We start from the raw sequence: 16,158 nt of genomic DNA, 5'->3' as shown, positions 1-16,158 counted from the left end.
CCCAGCCTTGATGTTTATAGAGCTGCACGCAAACGTGCTTCTGCATTTTCTACATTACGGACAGAGCGTGGTAGGAAGGCACGAATATCATCTTCCTTATAGCCAACTTGCAGGCGTTTTTCATCTACAAGGATTGGGCTCTTTAAAATTCTCGGCGTTTCCATAATCAGATTGAGGACTTCATTGACGCTCAAATCTTCAATATCCACTCCAAGGGCTTTGGCATAGCGATTTTTAGATGAAACGATGCTGGCTATTCCGTTATCTGTTTTGGTTAGAATATCCAGTAATTCTTCTCTCGTAATTCCTTCTTTACCAAGATTTTGTTCTTTATAACTTAACTGGTGGGCATTGAGCCAGGTTTTTGCTTTTTTACAGCTAGTACAACTTGAGACTGTATAAATTTTAATCATGTACCTACCCCTTTCGCTACATGTTACTATCAGTTTAGTCTATTATACCATAAAAAACATCCGACTTGCGACCTATTTTTAAATTTTTTTGACTTTTTTCGTCATTTTCGTACTTTTTTCTTGACAAATAACTAAATGACTATCAACTCTTTTGGAGCTAGGGTCAACAATTCACAACCAGTCTCTGTGATCAGGATATCATCCTCAATACGAACGCCATATTTACCTTCGATGTAGATACCTGGTTCATCGGTCAAGGCCATACCCACCTTAATAGTTTCTGTAGAAGTTTGGCTAAAGTAAGGCTCTTCATGGATATCCAGTCCAATACCGTGTCCGATACCGTGGGTAAAGTAGTCGCCATAGCCTGCCTCGATGATAATATCACGAGGAATTTTGTCAAAGTCGCGGAAACCTAATCCTGCCTTGGCTTGATCGATCAAGGCTTGGTTGGCTTTCAAAACCGTATTGTAAATCTCCGCCTGCTCATCGCTGACATGCCCCAAGTAGATAGTTCGTGTCATATCGCTGACATAGTGGTCATAGAGGCAGCCAAAATCCATGGTAATAGCTTCTCCCAGCTCCACTGGTTTGTGCATTGGATGGGCATGGGGCTTAGAAGAGTTGATTCCGCTAGCTAAGATAGTATCAAAAGACAAGCCAGATGCTCCCAACTCACGCATGCGGAAGTCAAGGAAGTTGGCAATCTCAATCTCAGTCTTTCCTGGCTTAATAAAGTCAAGCGCATCGCGGAAAGCTTGGTCTGAGATAGAACAAGCTTTGCGAATAGCTGCAATCTCCGCTTCATCCTTAATCATTCGAAGACCTTCGACAAACTGAGTTTGTGGAAGCAAGTCAATTCCTTCAAAGGTTGCCTGCATACGGTGATAATAAGACACTGAAATCTCATCTTCAAAACCGATACGAGACAAGCCCATATCCTTAACAATCCCTGCAATGACAGCCAATTCATCACGATCAGCCACAATCTCAAACCCATTGGTTTCTTGCTTGGCTGCAATGATATAGCGAGAATCTGTCACCAAGACCTGACGGTCACGGCTGATAAAGACTGTTCCGTTTGAGCCCCAAAAACCAGTCAGGTAATAGACGTTTTTAAGGTTATTGATGATGATGCCATCTAGTTCTTTTTCTTGCATTTTAGCTATAAATGCTTGTACGCGTTTATTCATGATGTAACTTTCCTTTCAAATAATGTCCTGTGTAGCTGGCTTCATTGCCCGCTACTTCTTCTGGAGTTCCTGTTGCGATGATGGTTCCACCGCCGACACCGCCCTCAGGACCCAAGTCAATAATATGATCTGCAGTCTTAATAACATCTAGATTGTGCTCGATAACAAGGACCGTATTGCCATCGTCAACAAAGCGAGCTAAAACCTTGAGCAAGCGAGCGATATCCTCGGTATGAAGACCTGTCGTCGGCTCGTCCAGAATGTAGAAAGATTTTCCTGTCGATCGTTTGTGAAGTTCACTAGCCAGCTTCATACGCTGGGCTTCTCCCCCAGAAAGAGTGGTAGCTGGTTGACCTAGCGTCACATAGCCCAGTCCCACATCCTTGATAGTCTGAAGTTTACGTTGAATTTTCGGAATATGTTGGAAGAATTCCACCGCATCGTTGACCGTCATGTCCAAGACCTGCGAAATATTTTTTTCCTTGTAATGAACTTCTAGGGTCTCACTGTTGTAGCGGGTTCCGTGGCAGACTTCACAAGCCACATAAACATCTGGCAAGAAGTGCATCTCAATCTTGATGATCCCATCACCTGAGCAGGCTTCACAACGGCCACCCTTGACGTTGAAACTGAAACGCCCCTTCTTATAGCCTCGAATCTTGGCTTCATTTGTCTGAGCAAAAAGGTCACGTATATCGTCAAAAACTCCTGTATAGGTAGCTGGGTTGGACCTCGGCGTTCGTCCGATAGGACTTTGGTCAATGTCAATCAAGCGGTCTACATGCTCAATCCCTGTTATGGTCTTGAATTTACCAGGCTTGTCTGAATTACGGTTGAGCTTCTGAGCAATAGCTTTTTTGAGGATACTGTTGATTAAGGTCGATTTCCCTGAACCCGATACCCCTGTCACTGCGATGAATTTTCCTAATGGGAAGCGAGCAGTGATATTTTGCAAGTTGTTCTCACGCGCTCCCGTCACCTCGATAAAACGACCATTTCCCACACGGCGCTCGTCTGGTACTGGAATGGCACGTTTTCCTGATAAGTACTGGCCTGTGATAGACTTACTGTTACGAGCTACCTGTTTAGGCGTACCTGCCGCAACAATTTCCCCACCAAAAACACCCGCACCAGGACCAACGTCAATCAGATAGTCCGCCTCGCGCATGGTATCTTCATCATGTTCCACTACTATAAGAGTATTGCCCAAATCACGCATCTTTTTGAGACTGGCAATCAGACGGTCATTGTCCCTCTGGTGAAGCCCAATCGATGGCTCATCTAGGATATAGAGGACGCCTGATAGGTTGGAACCAATTTGTGTTGCCAAACGAATACGCTGGCTCTCCCCACCTGAAAGAGTTCCTGCTGAACGTGACAGAGTCAGATAGTTAAGCCCCACGTTATTGAGGAAAGTCAAACGGTCCTTGATTTCTTTGAGAATGGGACGAGCAATGATGGCTTCATTTTCAGACAAGGTCAGCTGGCTCACCAACTCCAAGTGGTCTGCGATAGACAGGTCTGAAATTTCTCCGATATGTGGCCCTTGCTCGCCACCAACACGGACAGACAAGGCCTGGTCATTGAGACGATATCCGTGACAAGTTCCGCAGGTCAATTCATTCATATAGAGGCGCATTTGAGTGCGTGTGTAATCACTATTAGTTTCATGATAGCGACGCTTGATATTAGTGACAACTCCCTCAAAAGGAATGTCGATATCGCGCACACCACCAAATTCATTTTCATAGTGGAAATGGAATTCCTTACCATCAGATCCATAGAGAATCAAGCTCTTATCCTCTTCTGACAAGTCCTCAAAAGGCTTATCCATATCCACTCTAAAGGCTGTCATAGCCTGCTCTAGCATGTTTGGATAGTAGTTGGATGAGATAGGATTCCAAGGAGCCAAGGCTCCCTCACGTAAGGTTTTGCTGGCATCTGGCACCACCAAATCAGTATCCACCTCCAGCTTGATGCCCAAGCCATCACACTCACTACAAGAACCAAAAGGAGCATTGAATGAGAAGAGACGTGGCTCTAACTCTGGAACAGTAAAGCCACAAACTGGACAGGCATAATGCTCAGAGAACAACAACTCAGAGTCGTCCATAGTGTCGATAATGACATAACCTTCTGCAATACGAAGGGCAGCCTCAATGGAATCAAAGAGACGGCTACGGATGCCCTCCTTGATGACAATACGGTCAACCACGACATCAATATTGTGTTGCTTGCTCTTAGACAACTCTGGCACTTCGGTCACATCATAGACTTCCCCATCCACACGAACACGAACATACCCATCTTTCTGAATCTTTTCAACAACGCTCTTGTGCTGTCCTTTTTTCTTACGGATAACTGGGGCTAAGATTTGCAGGCGCTGGCGTTCTGGCAACTCCAAAACCTTATCCACGATTTGCTCCACAGAAGAAGCCTGGATGGCTCCATGTCCGTTGATACAGTAAGGCGTCCCCACACGTGCGTAGAGGAGACGCAGATAGTCATTGATTTCTGTCGTTGTTCCCACTGTCGAACGAGGGTTTTTGCTAGTCGTTTTTTGGTCGATGGAAATAGCAGGGCTGAGACCATCAATAGCATCCACATCAGGCTTCTCCATATTCCCCAAGAATTGACGAGCATAGGCTGACAAACTCTCCACATAGCGACGTTGACCCTCCGCATAGAGGGTATCAAAGGCCAGACTGGATTTCCCTGAACCTGACAAGCCGGTTACGACAACCAACTTGTCTCGTGGAATCTCCACATCAATATTTTTTAAATTATGGGCACGCGCCCCATGAATGACAATTTTATCTTGCATCTTTGTTCTTTCTAGTCCATTATTGCTTACCATTATACCAAAAAAAGTGAGATTCTATTACCCAAAAGGCTGAATTTGTAGTATAATAAAAAACTTCTTATTTTATGTTTCCTTAGGGCTTCCTAACCCTTATATCACGCGCTTTTTAACAAAAATCACTAATATTACTTTTTACTACTTGCTCCCCCAAAGTACGCAAAAAGGGGAGCAAAAAAGCCCCACAAAAGGGCTAAGATTTGACGAGTTCAGCAGGCAAGAAACTAGCACGGTCAAACGTGCTTTTTTTATTGCTGGTTGCTGATAGGTATATTATACCATGAAGCGCGTGGTTTATAAGATTATGACCTCACAAAAGCCCCCAGATTCGTTTCTAAGGGCTTGTAGTTTGTCCGTGGTGTTTTAGTTGTCCAGTACGAAACAAAGCAAAATAGGGGGCGAATATGAAGCCTACGCCTACATTTGCCAACATTTATACTTCTAACTCTTGTAGTAAGGTTAAATCTAAACCATCAAGGTCAAAATCTATGTTTAAATCGATGTCTATATCCATGTTTAAATCTATCTCCACATCCTCTAATTGGATATTCTCCAAATCAATCAAAAAATCTTCAATCATGTCATTCCCCCTCACTTAAATCTCAACATTTCTCAACAAAATACCACAAACGCCTACTTATATGCTTCTAGCTCTCCGTTCTGGTGGATTCTCGCAAAGTTTAAGACGGCTATCTGTTTGTATCGGTGATAACTAGTGGAGCTAGTACCTGCCATCTCTACGCATTCACTCATAGTTTTCTTTCTCATATAGCAATAATGGATAATAAAGTATTTTCTGGCTCGCTTGTTCTCTATACTGTTGATGTCTTGGGCGAATATTTCCAATCCCTCACGGATTGCTTTTTCATGCTCACCGCTCAAATTCCACTGATCAGGTAAGACAAGTTTCCAAGCCTCTTCATCTATCGTAACTTGGTTTTCACTTCCTGCCATCCTCTGGAAACGTAGAAAGTAAGTCATCCGCTCTCTGACGTTCATCATCGTTTTAAACTTATCCAGCTCCATTAGTTCGCTCCTTCCACCTTGCTCAAGTGTTCTATAGCTTTTTGCCTAATTAAGTATACATTTGTTCTTGATTTTCCTATTTCTTCAGCTACTTCCAAAGCTACAAGATCATTCAAGTAAAAAAGTCTTAGAACAGAACGCTCAAGCGGATTGTCCAGCTTATCAATTAGCCCAGATATTGCCATTCTTTCCTCAGTAAGTCGCTCGATCCTCTGAAGCGTATCCTCTTTTAGTTTTAGAACACTTATAAGATTGTTCTCTGTCTTGTTCTCTCTGCTTGTCTGTACCCTGCTATGGCTTAGTGTTGGCTTTTTGATAATACCACCTTCCAGGGCCTCCAATTCCAAATATAAGCCTTTGATTTCCTTGCTTATCCACTTAACGCCCTCTAGTTTTTCTTTTACCTGCTCTGGTGTCATGCCTCGGCCTCCTCTATGATATAATATTTTTATCGGAATATCACAAAGGAGTCAGCCCTGTGCTGGCTTTTTTTTGCTATTTCTCTATGTTCGCTCTAGCTTCAAATGCTTTCCCGTGAGAAAAAATGTACAATGACGGGTGAAGCTCATAGAAGCGCGTGGGGAGGGAGATAGCCCCCGTATCTCCTTATGGTTTGATAGGCAATTAAGGGGCGTTTTTATCTCCCTTATTTCCTTGTCATTCTGCAAGGAGTAAATCGGAAATAAGAGGGCTAAAAACTTCGCTTATCTGCTTGTCGTTTCTCAGGGGGTTAAGGAGGGTTTTTATTTCTCTTATCTGCTTGATAAATGATAGGGGGGATATAGCCACTTTCTCGGCGTTCGCTCGGAGTTCAAGTATATACACCCTTACCATTCCTCTGGTTCGATAAACATACTTTCAGGCAAGCCACAAACTAATACAAGATACTGACACGCGCTATAATCTACCCATCTTCAGAATGGTTAAAATACTTGTCTGGTAGTGTTCCAAGGTATGCACCATTTTTATATATAGATACCCCACCTTCTCGGCTTGGTAACAGTCCAGTATATCCTCTGCGTAGTCCATGCTTCAAAGCGTTGCTATTGCCATATTTAGGCTTTCTATTGCCCTTGTTGCCTTTTGCTACTTGATTGCCCGGCAAAAACCTCCCTTGGCTATCACGTTCCATATTGCATCCTTTCTACGGTGTTCGTTTGGTATTTTTTTGTCACTACTTCACCAAAACCTCACCTTTTCTAACCCTCGTAAACCTCTCTACCTTGTGGTAACCTTGGGGCTTTTAAATACGCAACCTTGACAAAACCTTTACATTTTTTGCTCTTACCTCACCAAAACCTCACCATTGAAAAATTCCTGTACCTTACCAAAACCTTACCGTCCTGTGGTTCTAAAAAAGTAGCTATACCTTAGGGTAATCTTAGGGTTATATCACTAGAAAAAAAGCCCTGTACCTTTGTAAAACCTTAGTATTTTAAAATACACAACCTTATACTAATCTTATACTTTTTATATATGCTACCTTACCAAAACCTCACCCTTTTTTGGAACGTTTACCGCACCCTTTTTGGAACGCTCTACTTACTTAAATCCTTGATATATCTAGCTTTTTTAACATTTAAACCGTCTAATATGTAGTATTTGTTCGTTTGGTAAATTACACACTACTTCATATTATCCTACAATCTCGAACCATTCAGCCAAAATCTATCCCCTTTTTCAATATACTTCAAAAACTTCTTATAGTGCTTATGATACCTGTCACGTTTCATATACCTTGGTCTTTCAGGGAAACCATCAAACATATATCTACCACGTCTAGGACTCCACCCTGGTTCTACCTTTCTGGCTTCTTTTAGTGCAAGCTCCCAGTAGTATTGGCAATCCGTTTTACTACGGTTCAGGGTGCTCTTGTGGATATCTAGACAAGTACCGCAACTAAAATATAAATACCGTTTATAAAGCAACCTGCACCGTCTCCCACAATCAGGGCAAAGAAAGAAATATCGATTACCTCCCTTAGTTCCTGCTATTCTGTCTAATTCAAATGACTCTCCACCAAAATCAATAATTAAATTATCCAAATCAATCTCTAAACGTTGACCGTCCAACTCAGCTATACCCTTAGATATTCCTCTCAGCTTCATTGGTTTAGTGATTGTTTCTATTGCTAACCGCTTCATTATTTCCCCCTATATGGAAAAACCCAAAACTATTGGGTTCAGTAGTAGTGAAACCACAAAAAGAGGCAATGCCCCTTTGATACTATTCTTCACTGAGTAAGCCACTTACTACCACATCACGGACAAATTGAGCTTGTTTTTCTTTGGGTAGTTGCAAAGCTTCAAGTAAAGACTCTAGAACTTGCTTGTCAGTTCCTGCAATCAACTTCTTAATGATATTCTGGAATTGTCCTTCCAAGTACTCGCAAAAATGTATCCGCTGTGCTTGTGTCGGCTGCACTGGTACTGGTGAACTATCTGCAATCAACAAGAAGCAGGCTTCCGCGATTTGGGCGAATAACTTTGCACGCGCTTCAGGGTGTCTGTATAACTCATAGGCATTTATGCTAGTGTCTTCCGTCCGGAGCTTCTCACCTAGTTCAATCAGTTTAGGCGTATCTTCAAGACATACTGGTGTTGCATCCGCCATAAAATCATCACGTTTGCGATTGAGTTCCTCCAGTTCCTGATCTGCCTGTTCAAAGTATGTTTGTTCTGTCATGTTGTTTTTCTCCTTTTTCTCCGGCTAAAAATTGCGCTTCATCCTCTTATCTTTAATGTCTGTAATAATAAATACGTTCCCCTCTGATTGTTTTCCAATGCGACTGACTAGCTTATCATTATAGATTCTGGCCAGCTCTTTTCCGTTGTGATTAGTGTTGATGATAGTTGTGTCTCGCTTATCAAAAATCTTGAAAAGAAAGGCCTGTACCCAATTATTAGCTTCATTTTTTTGGCTGTTCATAACGCTTTCTGTTCCTAAATCATCAATAAAGAGATAGTCAACCTCAGTCAGCAACTTCAAGGCGTCATACTCTGTAAAATCACTCTGTCTATATTGCCAACCTGACTGAATGCGCGTGATAATCTCAGTAATACTGACAAAAAGCACACTCTTAGGCTCATTCCTAGACTTATAGCCCTCGTTAATGGCTTTGGCCATAGAATAGCATAAATGACTTTTGCCAGTACCTGGATTGCCCATAATTAGCGTGTTTCCTGTCATACCGTTTAGGTACTCCTTAGCTTGTTTGATAGCAAACTCCTTAGCCTCGTGTTCCTCTTGTGTCTCGGCTTTGAAAGTGCTAAAAGAGGCCTCTCTCAGCTCATTTGATACCGTACTTTCACGCGCTAGCACATCATAGGTTGAAGAATCCAGATCATGGCCTAGGGCTTTTTCTATGCCCTCTAGCTCCGTCTGTTTGATGTTCTCCCTAGTGCATTCCATACAGTAGGGTGATGTATAACCATCTGGCTTTTTGAATTGTACTAGGTTAATCTGATGGGTTGGGCAAAGCTCATCAGTGACCTTTATTTTTTCATTGAGCTGGTCTATATTCAGTAATTCCATTGTTTCTCCTCTCCGTCAGTAGATAAACGGATCTTGAATATCATCGTCAGACTGACCTTGTTTCTTTTGCTGAAACAGTCTCTGTTCATCTTCGACTTGTACCATGGTTCTAATACCATTCTGTCTCCAGTTCTTGAGTATTGAATTGATATAGCTAAAAGATCGCTTGCCGTTATCTGCAGCCTTGTCTATGGCAATCTTGATAACCTCTAGCTCCATACCGTCAAGAGTGAGATAGTCAGTCAGTATTTGATATTGTTGCCCATCCATAACCCCTATACGCTTTTGGTAATAGTTAGAAATTTCAGCAGTAGGAGCAGAAGAAGTTTTTTTCTCTATCTCTTCTTCTTTCTCTATCTCTTTCTCTATCTCTATCTCTGTCTTACACGTAGTTAACAATGTAAGATTGTCAGATGACATTGTAAGATTGTCAGATGACATTGTAAGATTTTCCTTTTGTTCTCGTTGCTGTTTCCGATATTCTCGCATGTATGCTGCTTGGTTGGTTTCCTGCTGTACCAAGGCTTTTGCCTGCGGTAGTTCTGCGTTTTTATCTTCATCAACTTGTATTAGACCACACTTAGTAAAGTATGCCATGGTCATATCTATATCATCTTCCGATACGTCTAATTTTAGGGCTAACTCTTCCTTGAGATTGTCAAAGTAACCCTCATAGTATAAAATACAGTCACTTTCTAAGCTCTCTAGCATGAGCCTAATATAAATCACCGTCATAGTGTACCCACCAGGTACCGTTTTTAGTCTCTTGATAAAAATATTATCAAAAAATTTCTTATCAATTTTTAGCCAAAAATATATTTTAGTTTTTGCCATTCTCCACCCCCAGAAACTTCCAGATGTCCGAAACTTTGTAATAGATTTTCCTAGTATCTTCTAGTGGTGGTTGATACCGTCTTAGCCCTGCTTTTTCCCACTTTTGGAGTGTCATATATTTTATATCTAACTCGTCCATGACTTCCTGGGCTGAGATTAAACCTGTCAGTCTTGGTTTGACTGTATCACGCGCTTCCAGGTATCTTTCCACTACCTCCAGAATGCCATGCGCTAGGTCTTGCTCACTTTCTCGACTTAGGCTAAACATATCCGCCCACCTCCTTCAAGGTTTCTTTGTAGCTTTCTAAATCGCTATTCATCAACACCGCTAGGCGCTTGCTCTCCTCCTGTACTTGGTTGTAAAAAGCCTTAGCGCCATCTAGTAGCTCACCTTTATTCGCTGGGATAAAGTACCCACTAAAAACGCCATATCTAACCCCCACAATTGGGATGTTATGCTTGACTACTAGGCGCTTAATGATGTCACGTACTGTTCTTTCTGTTAGCTTGGTTGTCAGGCTGATTTCTGCCCCTGTTATGGAGTTCTCAGCCCCTACCTTGATTAGTCTTAATACTCGTTTGTCATTCTCTGATAGGCTCATTCAGTTCCTCCCCTCCTTTGCTTTTATTCAAAAAGGTTATTTGTCCGCTTGCTACCCCTTGCAAAATAGCTTTTTGAGTTTCTATGATTGTATCCAAGGTTTTACAAACAACTTCTTTAGTTTCTTTGTCTAAAAGTTGAGATGTTAGCACTCCTCTGGCTACTGCTATTCTGATTGTATTATTCAAGCACGTTGCTAGAAAAATCTCTCTGGTAAAATAGGTTTCGTCTGATATTTTTTCAATATCGGGGTATAAATTCATTGTGTAACTCATTTCATCCCTCCGTAAACTCTTATCCCTGCAAGCTGAATATAACGCCCATATTCAGGGTTTAAATCCTCGCTAGGTGTTTCTATCGTCTGTTGGTTTTCTCGCTCTATTTTGGCGCTTTTTTTGCGGTCTCGGTGGTTTAGATAGACCAGTAAGCCAATCAGTACCACGGAAAAGATAAGCGCCTGTGTGTTGGTTAAATCTAGTTCGTTCATGTTATACCATCGCCTTATAGTTCTTGATAAATTCCGCTTGTTTAGGTTGTTCCATATTCAGCAAGTCGTCTTCGGCTTGTGCCATTTCTTTAATATCTTTAGTCATGGTATGCCTCCAGCTCTTTAGCGTCGTCATTGTTCAAAAGCAAAAAGGCTATTTCATTTAGACGATCGTATAGCTTTTCATTCTGGGCGTATGCTGTATCAGTGTATTTTTTAGCAAGCCATAAGAACATGGCTGTATCATTCTGTAGTGCAAACTCAAGCCCTTCAAGAGCTAGGTTATTCATTTCTAAAACATTCATGATGTCGGTTAATTCGTTCCCTAATTCTGTTAGCTTCTTAGCCGATAATAGAACTTGCTGGCTTGATATTGCTTTTTTTGTTGTCATGTTTTTTACCTTTTTTCTATCTTTTTATACTTGCCACGATGGCTTTTAATGCTTTTTTTCTTGCTCGTAGCCTCACGCTCTCGGTCTGCAAACTTCTGAGCGTGGGGCTTTTTTGAGTTGTTTCTTATACAGGATATCCTCACACTCAGACTCGCCAAATTGAAAGCGTGAGAAAGTACCAGTTTCAAGAGTTGGCGCTCTCCGTATGGTCAAATTGCCCTAAATATGCTATAATCTAGGTATAAATCTTACTAAAACCTCTTTGATAATAGCTTGCCTGCTTTGTTAAATTCGTTTTAGTGTTAGTGTGAAAGGCTTTGCGGTGTGGTTATTGCTAAGCCTTTTTTGTTGCAATCACGCGCTTCTTTGGCGTGTTTTTTTATTTCTAAATGCCATGGCTTTGATTTCCTGATAACTCATATTCAAGCCAATCATGGCTATTACCATATCCTCAAATGCTTGGTATTGCTCCAGCTCGTCACTTGTCAAGCTATCAATGCCATTGTAGCCCCCACGTTCTTCCCTTAACTGCTTAGCGTTCCTGTCGGTTACTGCTTTTAGTAGCAGGTTGTTCATGGTGCTATGCGCGTGCTTTGGTGCTTGTTCCCAGTTCTCAATACTGTCATGCAAAGTTTTTCTTTTTGGCTTTTCTAGCGCCCTCTGCATACGGAATTTAGAAAGTTCATCACGCATTTCAAAGAATGCTTTGACTAGGTTGGTTTTGAAGTTGGCCACTTGCTCGGTGTTCTTCAAGAATGTGATCAGCAATGTTGCTTGTTGCTCATTCAAAATATAATCTTTTGCCTGTTGTCCACTTTGTAAAGGTCGCATTTTAAATGACACCTTTCCAAATTGCTCCAGTCGTCCAATTTGTTTTCTAATGTGTTCCTGTATTGCGTGGTGTTTTATTCCAGCGCATTCAGCTATGATTGCACTCGTAGTATACGGCTCTTTCTTTCCGTCCATGTAGACTAATTCCATGTTTTTGCTCCTTTCTAATTTTCTGGTGAAAATTCAATTAAATCAGACAAACGAACTTTTAAAGCGTTACAAAGCTTGATAAGGGTAGAAAGCTTTACGTCAGTTTTGTTGTTTGTTAAGTTTGAAATTGTAGACTCAGCTATACCTGTTTCGTTGGAAACTTTACTAGCATTAGTCTTTTTTTCAGCAAAAACAATTAGTAAGTTATTTTTTAGCATAGGCGCTCCTTATTATTTTTTGTTAACTAATCATTATAGCGTAATGACTAATTTAATGATATGATGCAACATATAAAACATATTGTCAACACTTAAATTATTATTTTATATTTTACTTTTATTAGCGTGTGCGCTATAATAAATAAAAAGAGGTGGTATTATGTTAATAAATAGATTGGCTATACTATTGGCTGAAAGGTCAATGAGTGGTGCGCGTTTAGCAAGTGATACGGGAATTGCACAATCAACAATTTCTAAGATTACTTCAAATAAATCAAAACAAGTTGATTATGAAACTGTTAATAAAATCTGTAACACTTTAGGGGTTACTTCGGACGATTTTTTTGATTATTCTCCAATAGATTATGAGATAAAATATTTTATCGACGAAGATAGTGGAGATATATTTACTTTTATTAAAATCTTAGATAGAGATAGACCGGTTGCTACACTAGAGTATAAAGTGGACCTTGAATTTCATATAAACACTAATAAGCCAGATAATCTTGTTGGTATTGAGGAAATTAAGCGTAACTATCAGCAAGTAGAGATTGTCACAGTGAAAGTTTGTTTGAAGAAACAAAACAAAGAAACTTATGATAAATTCACTAAATTACCTAGCAATTTCCAAAATATTTTTACAAACGATTTACTTCAAGTAGTTGGTAAAAATATAAAAGAGTATTTAATACAAGAATTCAAAGAAGAGTTTGTTTTTGCAAAAAATTCTTCAGGACATGTTGACCAGCTTTTAAGCGAAGATATTCAAATTATTGTTAGTTCAAAAATTGTTGATTGCAAATTTGAGTTACCTTTTTAAAAATTTTCATTTGTTACTATCTTGAAAAACTGAAATATAAGTTTTCCTAGTTTTTTGGTATGTTATACTCTGAAAATGTCAACTTTTGTCAACATGAACCCAAATAACTTAAAACCATTGAAAGACTTGTAAGTACTGGTTTTTCTAGCTTTTGAAATCTTCAAAAATTCATGTTTTTTCACGTTCTGCGCGTGGATTCTCGAGCTTCGCTCAAGCTTCAAGTCTATATTAGCCCCATATCTACTAATTTTATTGATGTCAACAAATGTCAACCACTTACAATGTTTTAGAAAGGATCTCATGAACGAATTACAATTCTTAATCTATACTGCTGACAACGATAGCGAGACAGCTAGTGTCATCATCAAAGGCGAAACGATTTGGGCTAGTCAGAAAGAAATGGCTAGACTTTTCGATGTCGGTGTTCCTGCAATTAGTAAGCACTTAAAAAATATCTTTGAAGAGGGAGAATTAGAAGAAAAGGTGGTTGTTTCCAAAATGGAAATAACCACAAAACACGGTGCAATTGCTGATAAAACCCAAACTAAGGATGTCAGCTACTACAACCTTGATGCCATCATTTCAGTTGGTTACCGTGTCAATTCCCAAAAAGCTACGAGATTTAGACAGTGGGCTACTTCGGTACTTCGTGAGTACATGATAAAAGGGTTCGCCATGGATGACAACCGTCTGAAACAAGGCGAAAACTTGCTGGAAAAAGACTATTTCCGTGAGCTCTTGGAGCGCGTGCGTTCTATCCGAGCTAGTGAGCGTCGTATATGGTTGCAGATTACAGATATTTTTGCAGAAATCTCTATCGACTATGACCCACAAAGTACGTTGACTAAGCAATTCTATGCTGATGTACAGAATAAGTTTCATTATGCAATCACTGGCCAAACTGCTGCTGAAATTATCTACACGAAAGCTGACCATACAAAAGACAACATGGGACTTACAACATGGAAAAACTCCCCTAATGGTCGCATACTGCAAGCAGATACCCAAATAGCAAAGAATTACCTTTCAGAAACAGAAATCCGCTCCCTTGAAAGAGGAATATCTAGCTATTTTGATTACCTGGAAAGACAGATAGAACAGCGAAAAGCTCAGACAATGCAACAACTAGCCCAAAGCATTGACCGCTTTTTGACTTTCCAAGAATACGATATTTTAGAAGGTCATGGGAAAATCACTTCCAAGGTTGCGAAAGATAAAGCAAAAGCAGAATACCAACTATTCAACAAAACTCAAAAGATAAACTCGGACTTTGAAAAAACTTTAAAACAGCTAACTGACGATAAAAAACTTTAAATACAAGCCTGTTTACTATAAACAAGCCCATATTAACCCCATATCCGCCTTGTTTCCAACTCTGGTATTATTTACCGCCTGACTCTTTAAAATCGAATGTGGGGCAATCTATGAAGCCCTAGCATGATATAAAACCTTTTTGATAATAGCTTGCCTGCTGATGTATTTTAGAAAGGTTTATCATCATGAAAATAACTGAAGTTATAAAAAAAGACGGTAGTAAAGTCTATCGTGCTAATGTATATCTAGGAGTTGACCAGGTAACAGGAAAGAAAGTCAAAACCAAGGTAACAGGTCGGACACAAAAGGAAGTAAAACAGAAAGCCAATCAAGAAAAAATAGCTTTTCAGAAAGCAGGATCTACCAGACAAAAGGCTAGCACCATAAAAAACTATCAAGAATTAGCCAATCTCTGGTTAGAAAGTTATAAGAATACGGTTAAGCCAAACACTCAAGGCAATGTTAGAAAGCTAATTGATAATCATATATTGCCTATTTTTGGGGCTTACAAGCTCGATAAGCTCACTACTCCACTTATCCAGTCTATTATCAACGAACTTGCTGACAAGACCAATAGAGGGGAAAAAGGGGCTTTTCTACACTATGACAAGATACATGCTTTAAACAAACGTATCTTACAATATGGCGTAACCATGCAAGCTATACCGTCCAATCCTGCGCGTGATGTTGTTTTACCTCGTAACACTCAGAAAGCAAAGCGCCAAAAGGTAAAACACTTTGAAAATCAAGAACTAAAAAAGTTTCTTGGTTATCTCGATAATTTAGATAGCGATAGATATCGTTACTACTATGAGACAACGCTCTATAAGTTCCTATTGGCTACTGGTTGCCGTATCAATGAAGCTTTAGCTCTTTCCTGGTCTGATATAGACTTAGATAATGCCGTTGTGCATATTACCAAAACACTAAATCGGGATTTAGAAATCAATAGCCCAAAATCTAAGGCTAGTTATCGGGATATAGATATAGATCAAGCGACTGTTAGCATGCTGAAGCAGTACAAACTACGCCAAACTAAAGAGGCTTGGAAGATAAGGCAACGTGAAAGCGTGGTATTTTCTGATTTCATTCATGAGTATCCTAGCAGTTCAAGACTTAAAAGAAGATTGCAAACACATTTTAAGCGTGCTGACGTTCCTAACATTGGCTTTCACGGATTCCGTCACACTCACGCTAGTCTCTTGCTTAACTCTGGAATACCATACAAGGAACTCCAGTACCGCCTAGGTCATTCCACTTTATCAATGACCATGGATATATATAGCCACCTCTCAAAAGAGAACGCAAAAAAAGCAGTATCATTCTACGAAACTGCACTAAAAGCACTATAGGGGGAGCAAAAAGGGGAGCAAATTTAAAAATCAACATTTCAAGACAAAGTAAAAATCCAGTAGCAACAGGATTTTTGTTAGATTTATTTTGAAAAAGGCCGATTTTATAGTATAATAGTACGGTGTGAAAAAA

General features: G+C 40.1%; 21 protein-coding genes. 3 read left to right on the top strand and 18 right to left on the bottom strand.

Features of this window, described 5'->3' with window-relative positions; all coding sequences use genetic code 11:
- Nucleotides 1–14: 14 nt before the first annotated feature.
- The 18 genes from spx to B7692_RS10420 form a co-directional block, all read right to left on the bottom strand.
- A complete protein-coding gene (gene spx / locus B7692_RS10505) occupies nucleotides 15–413 on the bottom strand; it encodes a transcriptional regulator Spx (protein ID WP_000591165.1) in 399 nt (132 codons plus the stop codon).
- A gap of 131 nt (nucleotides 414–544) precedes the next feature.
- Nucleotides 545–1,606, bottom strand: a complete 1,062-nt coding sequence (locus tag B7692_RS10495) for a M24 family metallopeptidase (RefSeq protein ID WP_084930655.1) — start codon at nucleotides 1,604–1,606, stop codon at nucleotides 545–547.
- On the bottom strand, nucleotides 1,599–4,430 hold the full coding sequence (gene uvrA / locus B7692_RS10490; RefSeq protein WP_084930654.1) for an excinuclease ABC subunit UvrA: 2,832 nt from the start codon (nucleotides 4,428–4,430) through the stop codon (nucleotides 1,599–1,601). The genes B7692_RS10495 and uvrA overlap by 8 nt, the downstream gene beginning before the upstream one ends.
- Nucleotides 4,431–4,899: 469 nt before the next feature.
- The gene (locus B7692_RS11150) at nucleotides 4,900–5,046 is read right to left on the bottom strand and encodes a hypothetical protein (RefSeq protein WP_192855503.1); all 147 of its coding nucleotides are present in this window, start codon (nucleotides 5,044–5,046) and stop codon (nucleotides 4,900–4,902) included.
- Nucleotides 5,047–5,099: 53 nt separating this feature from the next.
- Nucleotides 5,100–5,492, bottom strand: a complete 393-nt coding sequence (locus tag B7692_RS10485) for an ArpU family phage packaging/lysis transcriptional regulator (protein WP_084888294.1) — start codon at nucleotides 5,490–5,492, stop codon at nucleotides 5,100–5,102.
- A complete protein-coding gene (locus B7692_RS10480; protein ID WP_084888295.1) occupies nucleotides 5,492–5,911 on the bottom strand; it encodes a DUF1492 domain-containing protein in 420 nt (139 codons plus the stop codon). The genes B7692_RS10485 and B7692_RS10480 overlap by 1 nt, the downstream gene beginning before the upstream one ends.
- A 485-nt stretch (nucleotides 5,912–6,396) precedes the next feature.
- Nucleotides 6,397–6,624 (bottom strand): hypothetical protein, encoded by a 228-nt coding sequence (locus tag B7692_RS10475; RefSeq protein ID WP_239822398.1) that lies wholly within the window; start codon nucleotides 6,622–6,624, stop codon nucleotides 6,397–6,399.
- Nucleotides 6,625–7,132: 508 nt separating this feature from the next.
- Nucleotides 7,133–7,636, bottom strand: coding sequence for a hypothetical protein (locus tag B7692_RS10470; RefSeq protein ID WP_084930653.1), 504 nt, complete (start codon nucleotides 7,634–7,636; stop codon nucleotides 7,133–7,135).
- An 82-nt stretch (nucleotides 7,637–7,718) separates the two neighbouring features.
- Nucleotides 7,719–8,177, bottom strand: a complete 459-nt coding sequence (locus B7692_RS10465) for a hypothetical protein (RefSeq protein WP_061864688.1) — start codon at nucleotides 8,175–8,177, stop codon at nucleotides 7,719–7,721.
- 24 nt (nucleotides 8,178–8,201) lie between these two features.
- Nucleotides 8,202–9,026, bottom strand: coding sequence for an ATP-binding protein (locus tag B7692_RS10460; protein WP_084930652.1), 825 nt, complete (start codon nucleotides 9,024–9,026; stop codon nucleotides 8,202–8,204).
- 15 nt (nucleotides 9,027–9,041) lie between these two features.
- Nucleotides 9,042–9,860 (bottom strand): DnaD domain protein, encoded by an 819-nt coding sequence (locus tag B7692_RS10455; protein ID WP_084930651.1) that lies wholly within the window; start codon nucleotides 9,858–9,860, stop codon nucleotides 9,042–9,044.
- On the bottom strand, nucleotides 9,847–10,128 hold the full coding sequence (locus B7692_RS10450) for a transcriptional regulator (protein ID WP_084930650.1): 282 nt from the start codon (nucleotides 10,126–10,128) through the stop codon (nucleotides 9,847–9,849). Before B7692_RS10450 ends, B7692_RS10455 begins: the two co-directional genes overlap by 14 nt.
- Nucleotides 10,121–10,462 carry a DNA-binding protein gene (locus tag B7692_RS10445; RefSeq protein ID WP_084930649.1) on the bottom strand — a complete coding sequence of 114 codons (342 nt, stop codon included), beginning with the start codon at nucleotides 10,460–10,462 and terminating at the stop codon, nucleotides 10,121–10,123. The genes B7692_RS10450 and B7692_RS10445 overlap by 8 nt, the downstream gene beginning before the upstream one ends.
- A complete protein-coding gene (locus tag B7692_RS10440) occupies nucleotides 10,443–10,736 on the bottom strand; it encodes a hypothetical protein (protein ID WP_084930648.1) in 294 nt (97 codons plus the stop codon). The genes B7692_RS10445 and B7692_RS10440 overlap by 20 nt, the downstream gene beginning before the upstream one ends.
- Complete coding sequence (locus B7692_RS10435; RefSeq protein ID WP_084930647.1) at nucleotides 10,733–10,948, bottom strand: hypothetical protein; 216 nt, start codon at nucleotides 10,946–10,948, stop codon at nucleotides 10,733–10,735. Before B7692_RS10435 ends, B7692_RS10440 begins: the two co-directional genes overlap by 4 nt.
- A 98-nt stretch (nucleotides 10,949–11,046) precedes the next feature.
- Nucleotides 11,047–11,340 carry a hypothetical protein gene (locus B7692_RS10430; protein WP_084930646.1) on the bottom strand — a complete coding sequence of 98 codons (294 nt, stop codon included), beginning with the start codon at nucleotides 11,338–11,340 and terminating at the stop codon, nucleotides 11,047–11,049.
- 354 nt (nucleotides 11,341–11,694) lie between these two features.
- Nucleotides 11,695–12,321, bottom strand: a complete 627-nt coding sequence (locus B7692_RS10425) for a Rha family transcriptional regulator (protein WP_000424674.1) — start codon at nucleotides 12,319–12,321, stop codon at nucleotides 11,695–11,697.
- A 14-nt stretch (nucleotides 12,322–12,335) separates the two neighbouring features.
- On the bottom strand, nucleotides 12,336–12,539 hold the full coding sequence (locus B7692_RS10420) for a helix-turn-helix domain-containing protein (RefSeq protein WP_000916878.1): 204 nt from the start codon (nucleotides 12,537–12,539) through the stop codon (nucleotides 12,336–12,338).
- Nucleotides 12,540–12,699: 160 nt separating this feature from the next.
- Here B7692_RS10420 and B7692_RS10415 point away from each other — a divergent pair, with 160 nt between their 5' ends.
- The 3 genes from B7692_RS10415 to B7692_RS10400 all read left to right on the top strand — a co-directional run bounded on the left by B7692_RS10415 (nucleotide 12,700) and on the right by B7692_RS10400 (nucleotide 16,025).
- Nucleotides 12,700–13,359: a helix-turn-helix domain-containing protein gene (locus B7692_RS10415; protein ID WP_084930645.1), complete on the top strand. Its 660-nt coding sequence runs from the start codon at nucleotides 12,700–12,702 to the stop codon at nucleotides 13,357–13,359.
- 300 nt (nucleotides 13,360–13,659) lie between these two features.
- A complete protein-coding gene (locus tag B7692_RS10405; RefSeq protein ID WP_001004339.1) occupies nucleotides 13,660–14,673 on the top strand; it encodes a virulence RhuM family protein in 1,014 nt (337 codons plus the stop codon).
- A gap of 185 nt (nucleotides 14,674–14,858) precedes the next feature.
- On the top strand, nucleotides 14,859–16,025 hold the full coding sequence (locus tag B7692_RS10400) for a tyrosine-type recombinase/integrase (protein ID WP_084930643.1): 1,167 nt from the start codon (nucleotides 14,859–14,861) through the stop codon (nucleotides 16,023–16,025).
- The last annotated feature ends 133 nt before the right edge of the window (nucleotides 16,026–16,158 follow it).

This window comes from Streptococcus mitis (genome assembly GCF_002096925.1).
Lineage (GTDB): Bacteria > Bacillota > Bacilli > Lactobacillales > Streptococcaceae > Streptococcus > Streptococcus mitis_AF.
This window is presented reverse-complemented; position numbering and strand designations above follow the sequence as displayed.

What these genes read in the sequence shown, in the direction of transcription:
- B7692_RS10455 (WP_084930651.1), bottom strand. Translation starts at nt 9,860, where the DNA reads ATGGCAAAAACTAAAATATATTTTTGGCTAAAAATTGATAAGAAATTT.
- B7692_RS10465 (WP_061864688.1), bottom strand. Translation starts at nt 8,177, where the DNA reads ATGACAGAACAAACATACTTTGAACAGGCAGATCAGGAACTGGAGGAA.
- uvrA (WP_084930654.1), bottom strand. Translation starts at nt 4,430, where the DNA reads ATGCAAGATAAAATTGTCATTCATGGGGCGCGTGCCCATAATTTAAAA.
- B7692_RS10415 (WP_084930645.1), top strand. Translation starts at nt 12,700, where the DNA reads ATGTTAATAAATAGATTGGCTATACTATTGGCTGAAAGGTCAATGAGT.
- B7692_RS10480 (WP_084888295.1), bottom strand. Translation starts at nt 5,911, where the DNA reads ATGACACCAGAGCAGGTAAAAGAAAAACTAGAGGGCGTTAAGTGGATA.
- B7692_RS10435 (WP_084930647.1), bottom strand. Translation starts at nt 10,948, where the DNA reads ATGAACGAACTAGATTTAACCAACACACAGGCGCTTATCTTTTCCGTG.
- B7692_RS10440 (WP_084930648.1), bottom strand. Translation starts at nt 10,736, where the DNA reads ATGAGTTACACAATGAATTTATACCCCGATATTGAAAAAATATCAGAC.
- B7692_RS11150 (WP_192855503.1), bottom strand. Translation starts at nt 5,046, where the DNA reads ATGATTGAAGATTTTTTGATTGATTTGGAGAATATCCAATTAGAGGAT.
- B7692_RS10460 (WP_084930652.1), bottom strand. Translation starts at nt 9,026, where the DNA reads ATGGAATTACTGAATATAGACCAGCTCAATGAAAAAATAAAGGTCACT.
- B7692_RS10495 (WP_084930655.1), bottom strand. Translation starts at nt 1,606, where the DNA reads ATGAATAAACGCGTACAAGCATTTATAGCTAAAATGCAAGAAAAAGAA.
- B7692_RS10400 (WP_084930643.1), top strand. Translation starts at nt 14,859, where the DNA reads ATGAAAATAACTGAAGTTATAAAAAAAGACGGTAGTAAAGTCTATCGT.
- B7692_RS10470 (WP_084930653.1), bottom strand. Translation starts at nt 7,636, where the DNA reads ATGAAGCGGTTAGCAATAGAAACAATCACTAAACCAATGAAGCTGAGA.
- B7692_RS10475 (WP_239822398.1), bottom strand. Translation starts at nt 6,624, where the DNA reads ATGGAACGTGATAGCCAAGGGAGGTTTTTGCCGGGCAATCAAGTAGCA.
- B7692_RS10425 (WP_000424674.1), bottom strand. Translation starts at nt 12,321, where the DNA reads ATGGAATTAGTCTACATGGACGGAAAGAAAGAGCCGTATACTACGAGT.
- B7692_RS10445 (WP_084930649.1), bottom strand. Translation starts at nt 10,462, where the DNA reads ATGAGCCTATCAGAGAATGACAAACGAGTATTAAGACTAATCAAGGTA.
- B7692_RS10485 (WP_084888294.1), bottom strand. Translation starts at nt 5,492, where the DNA reads ATGGAGCTGGATAAGTTTAAAACGATGATGAACGTCAGAGAGCGGATG.
- B7692_RS10430 (WP_084930646.1), bottom strand. Translation starts at nt 11,340, where the DNA reads ATGACAACAAAAAAAGCAATATCAAGCCAGCAAGTTCTATTATCGGCT.
- B7692_RS10450 (WP_084930650.1), bottom strand. Translation starts at nt 10,128, where the DNA reads ATGTTTAGCCTAAGTCGAGAAAGTGAGCAAGACCTAGCGCATGGCATT.
- B7692_RS10420 (WP_000916878.1), bottom strand. Translation starts at nt 12,539, where the DNA reads ATGCTAAAAAATAACTTACTAATTGTTTTTGCTGAAAAAAAGACTAAT.
- B7692_RS10405 (WP_001004339.1), top strand. Translation starts at nt 13,660, where the DNA reads ATGAACGAATTACAATTCTTAATCTATACTGCTGACAACGATAGCGAG.
- spx (WP_000591165.1), bottom strand. Translation starts at nt 413, where the DNA reads ATGATTAAAATTTATACAGTCTCAAGTTGTACTAGCTGTAAAAAAGCA.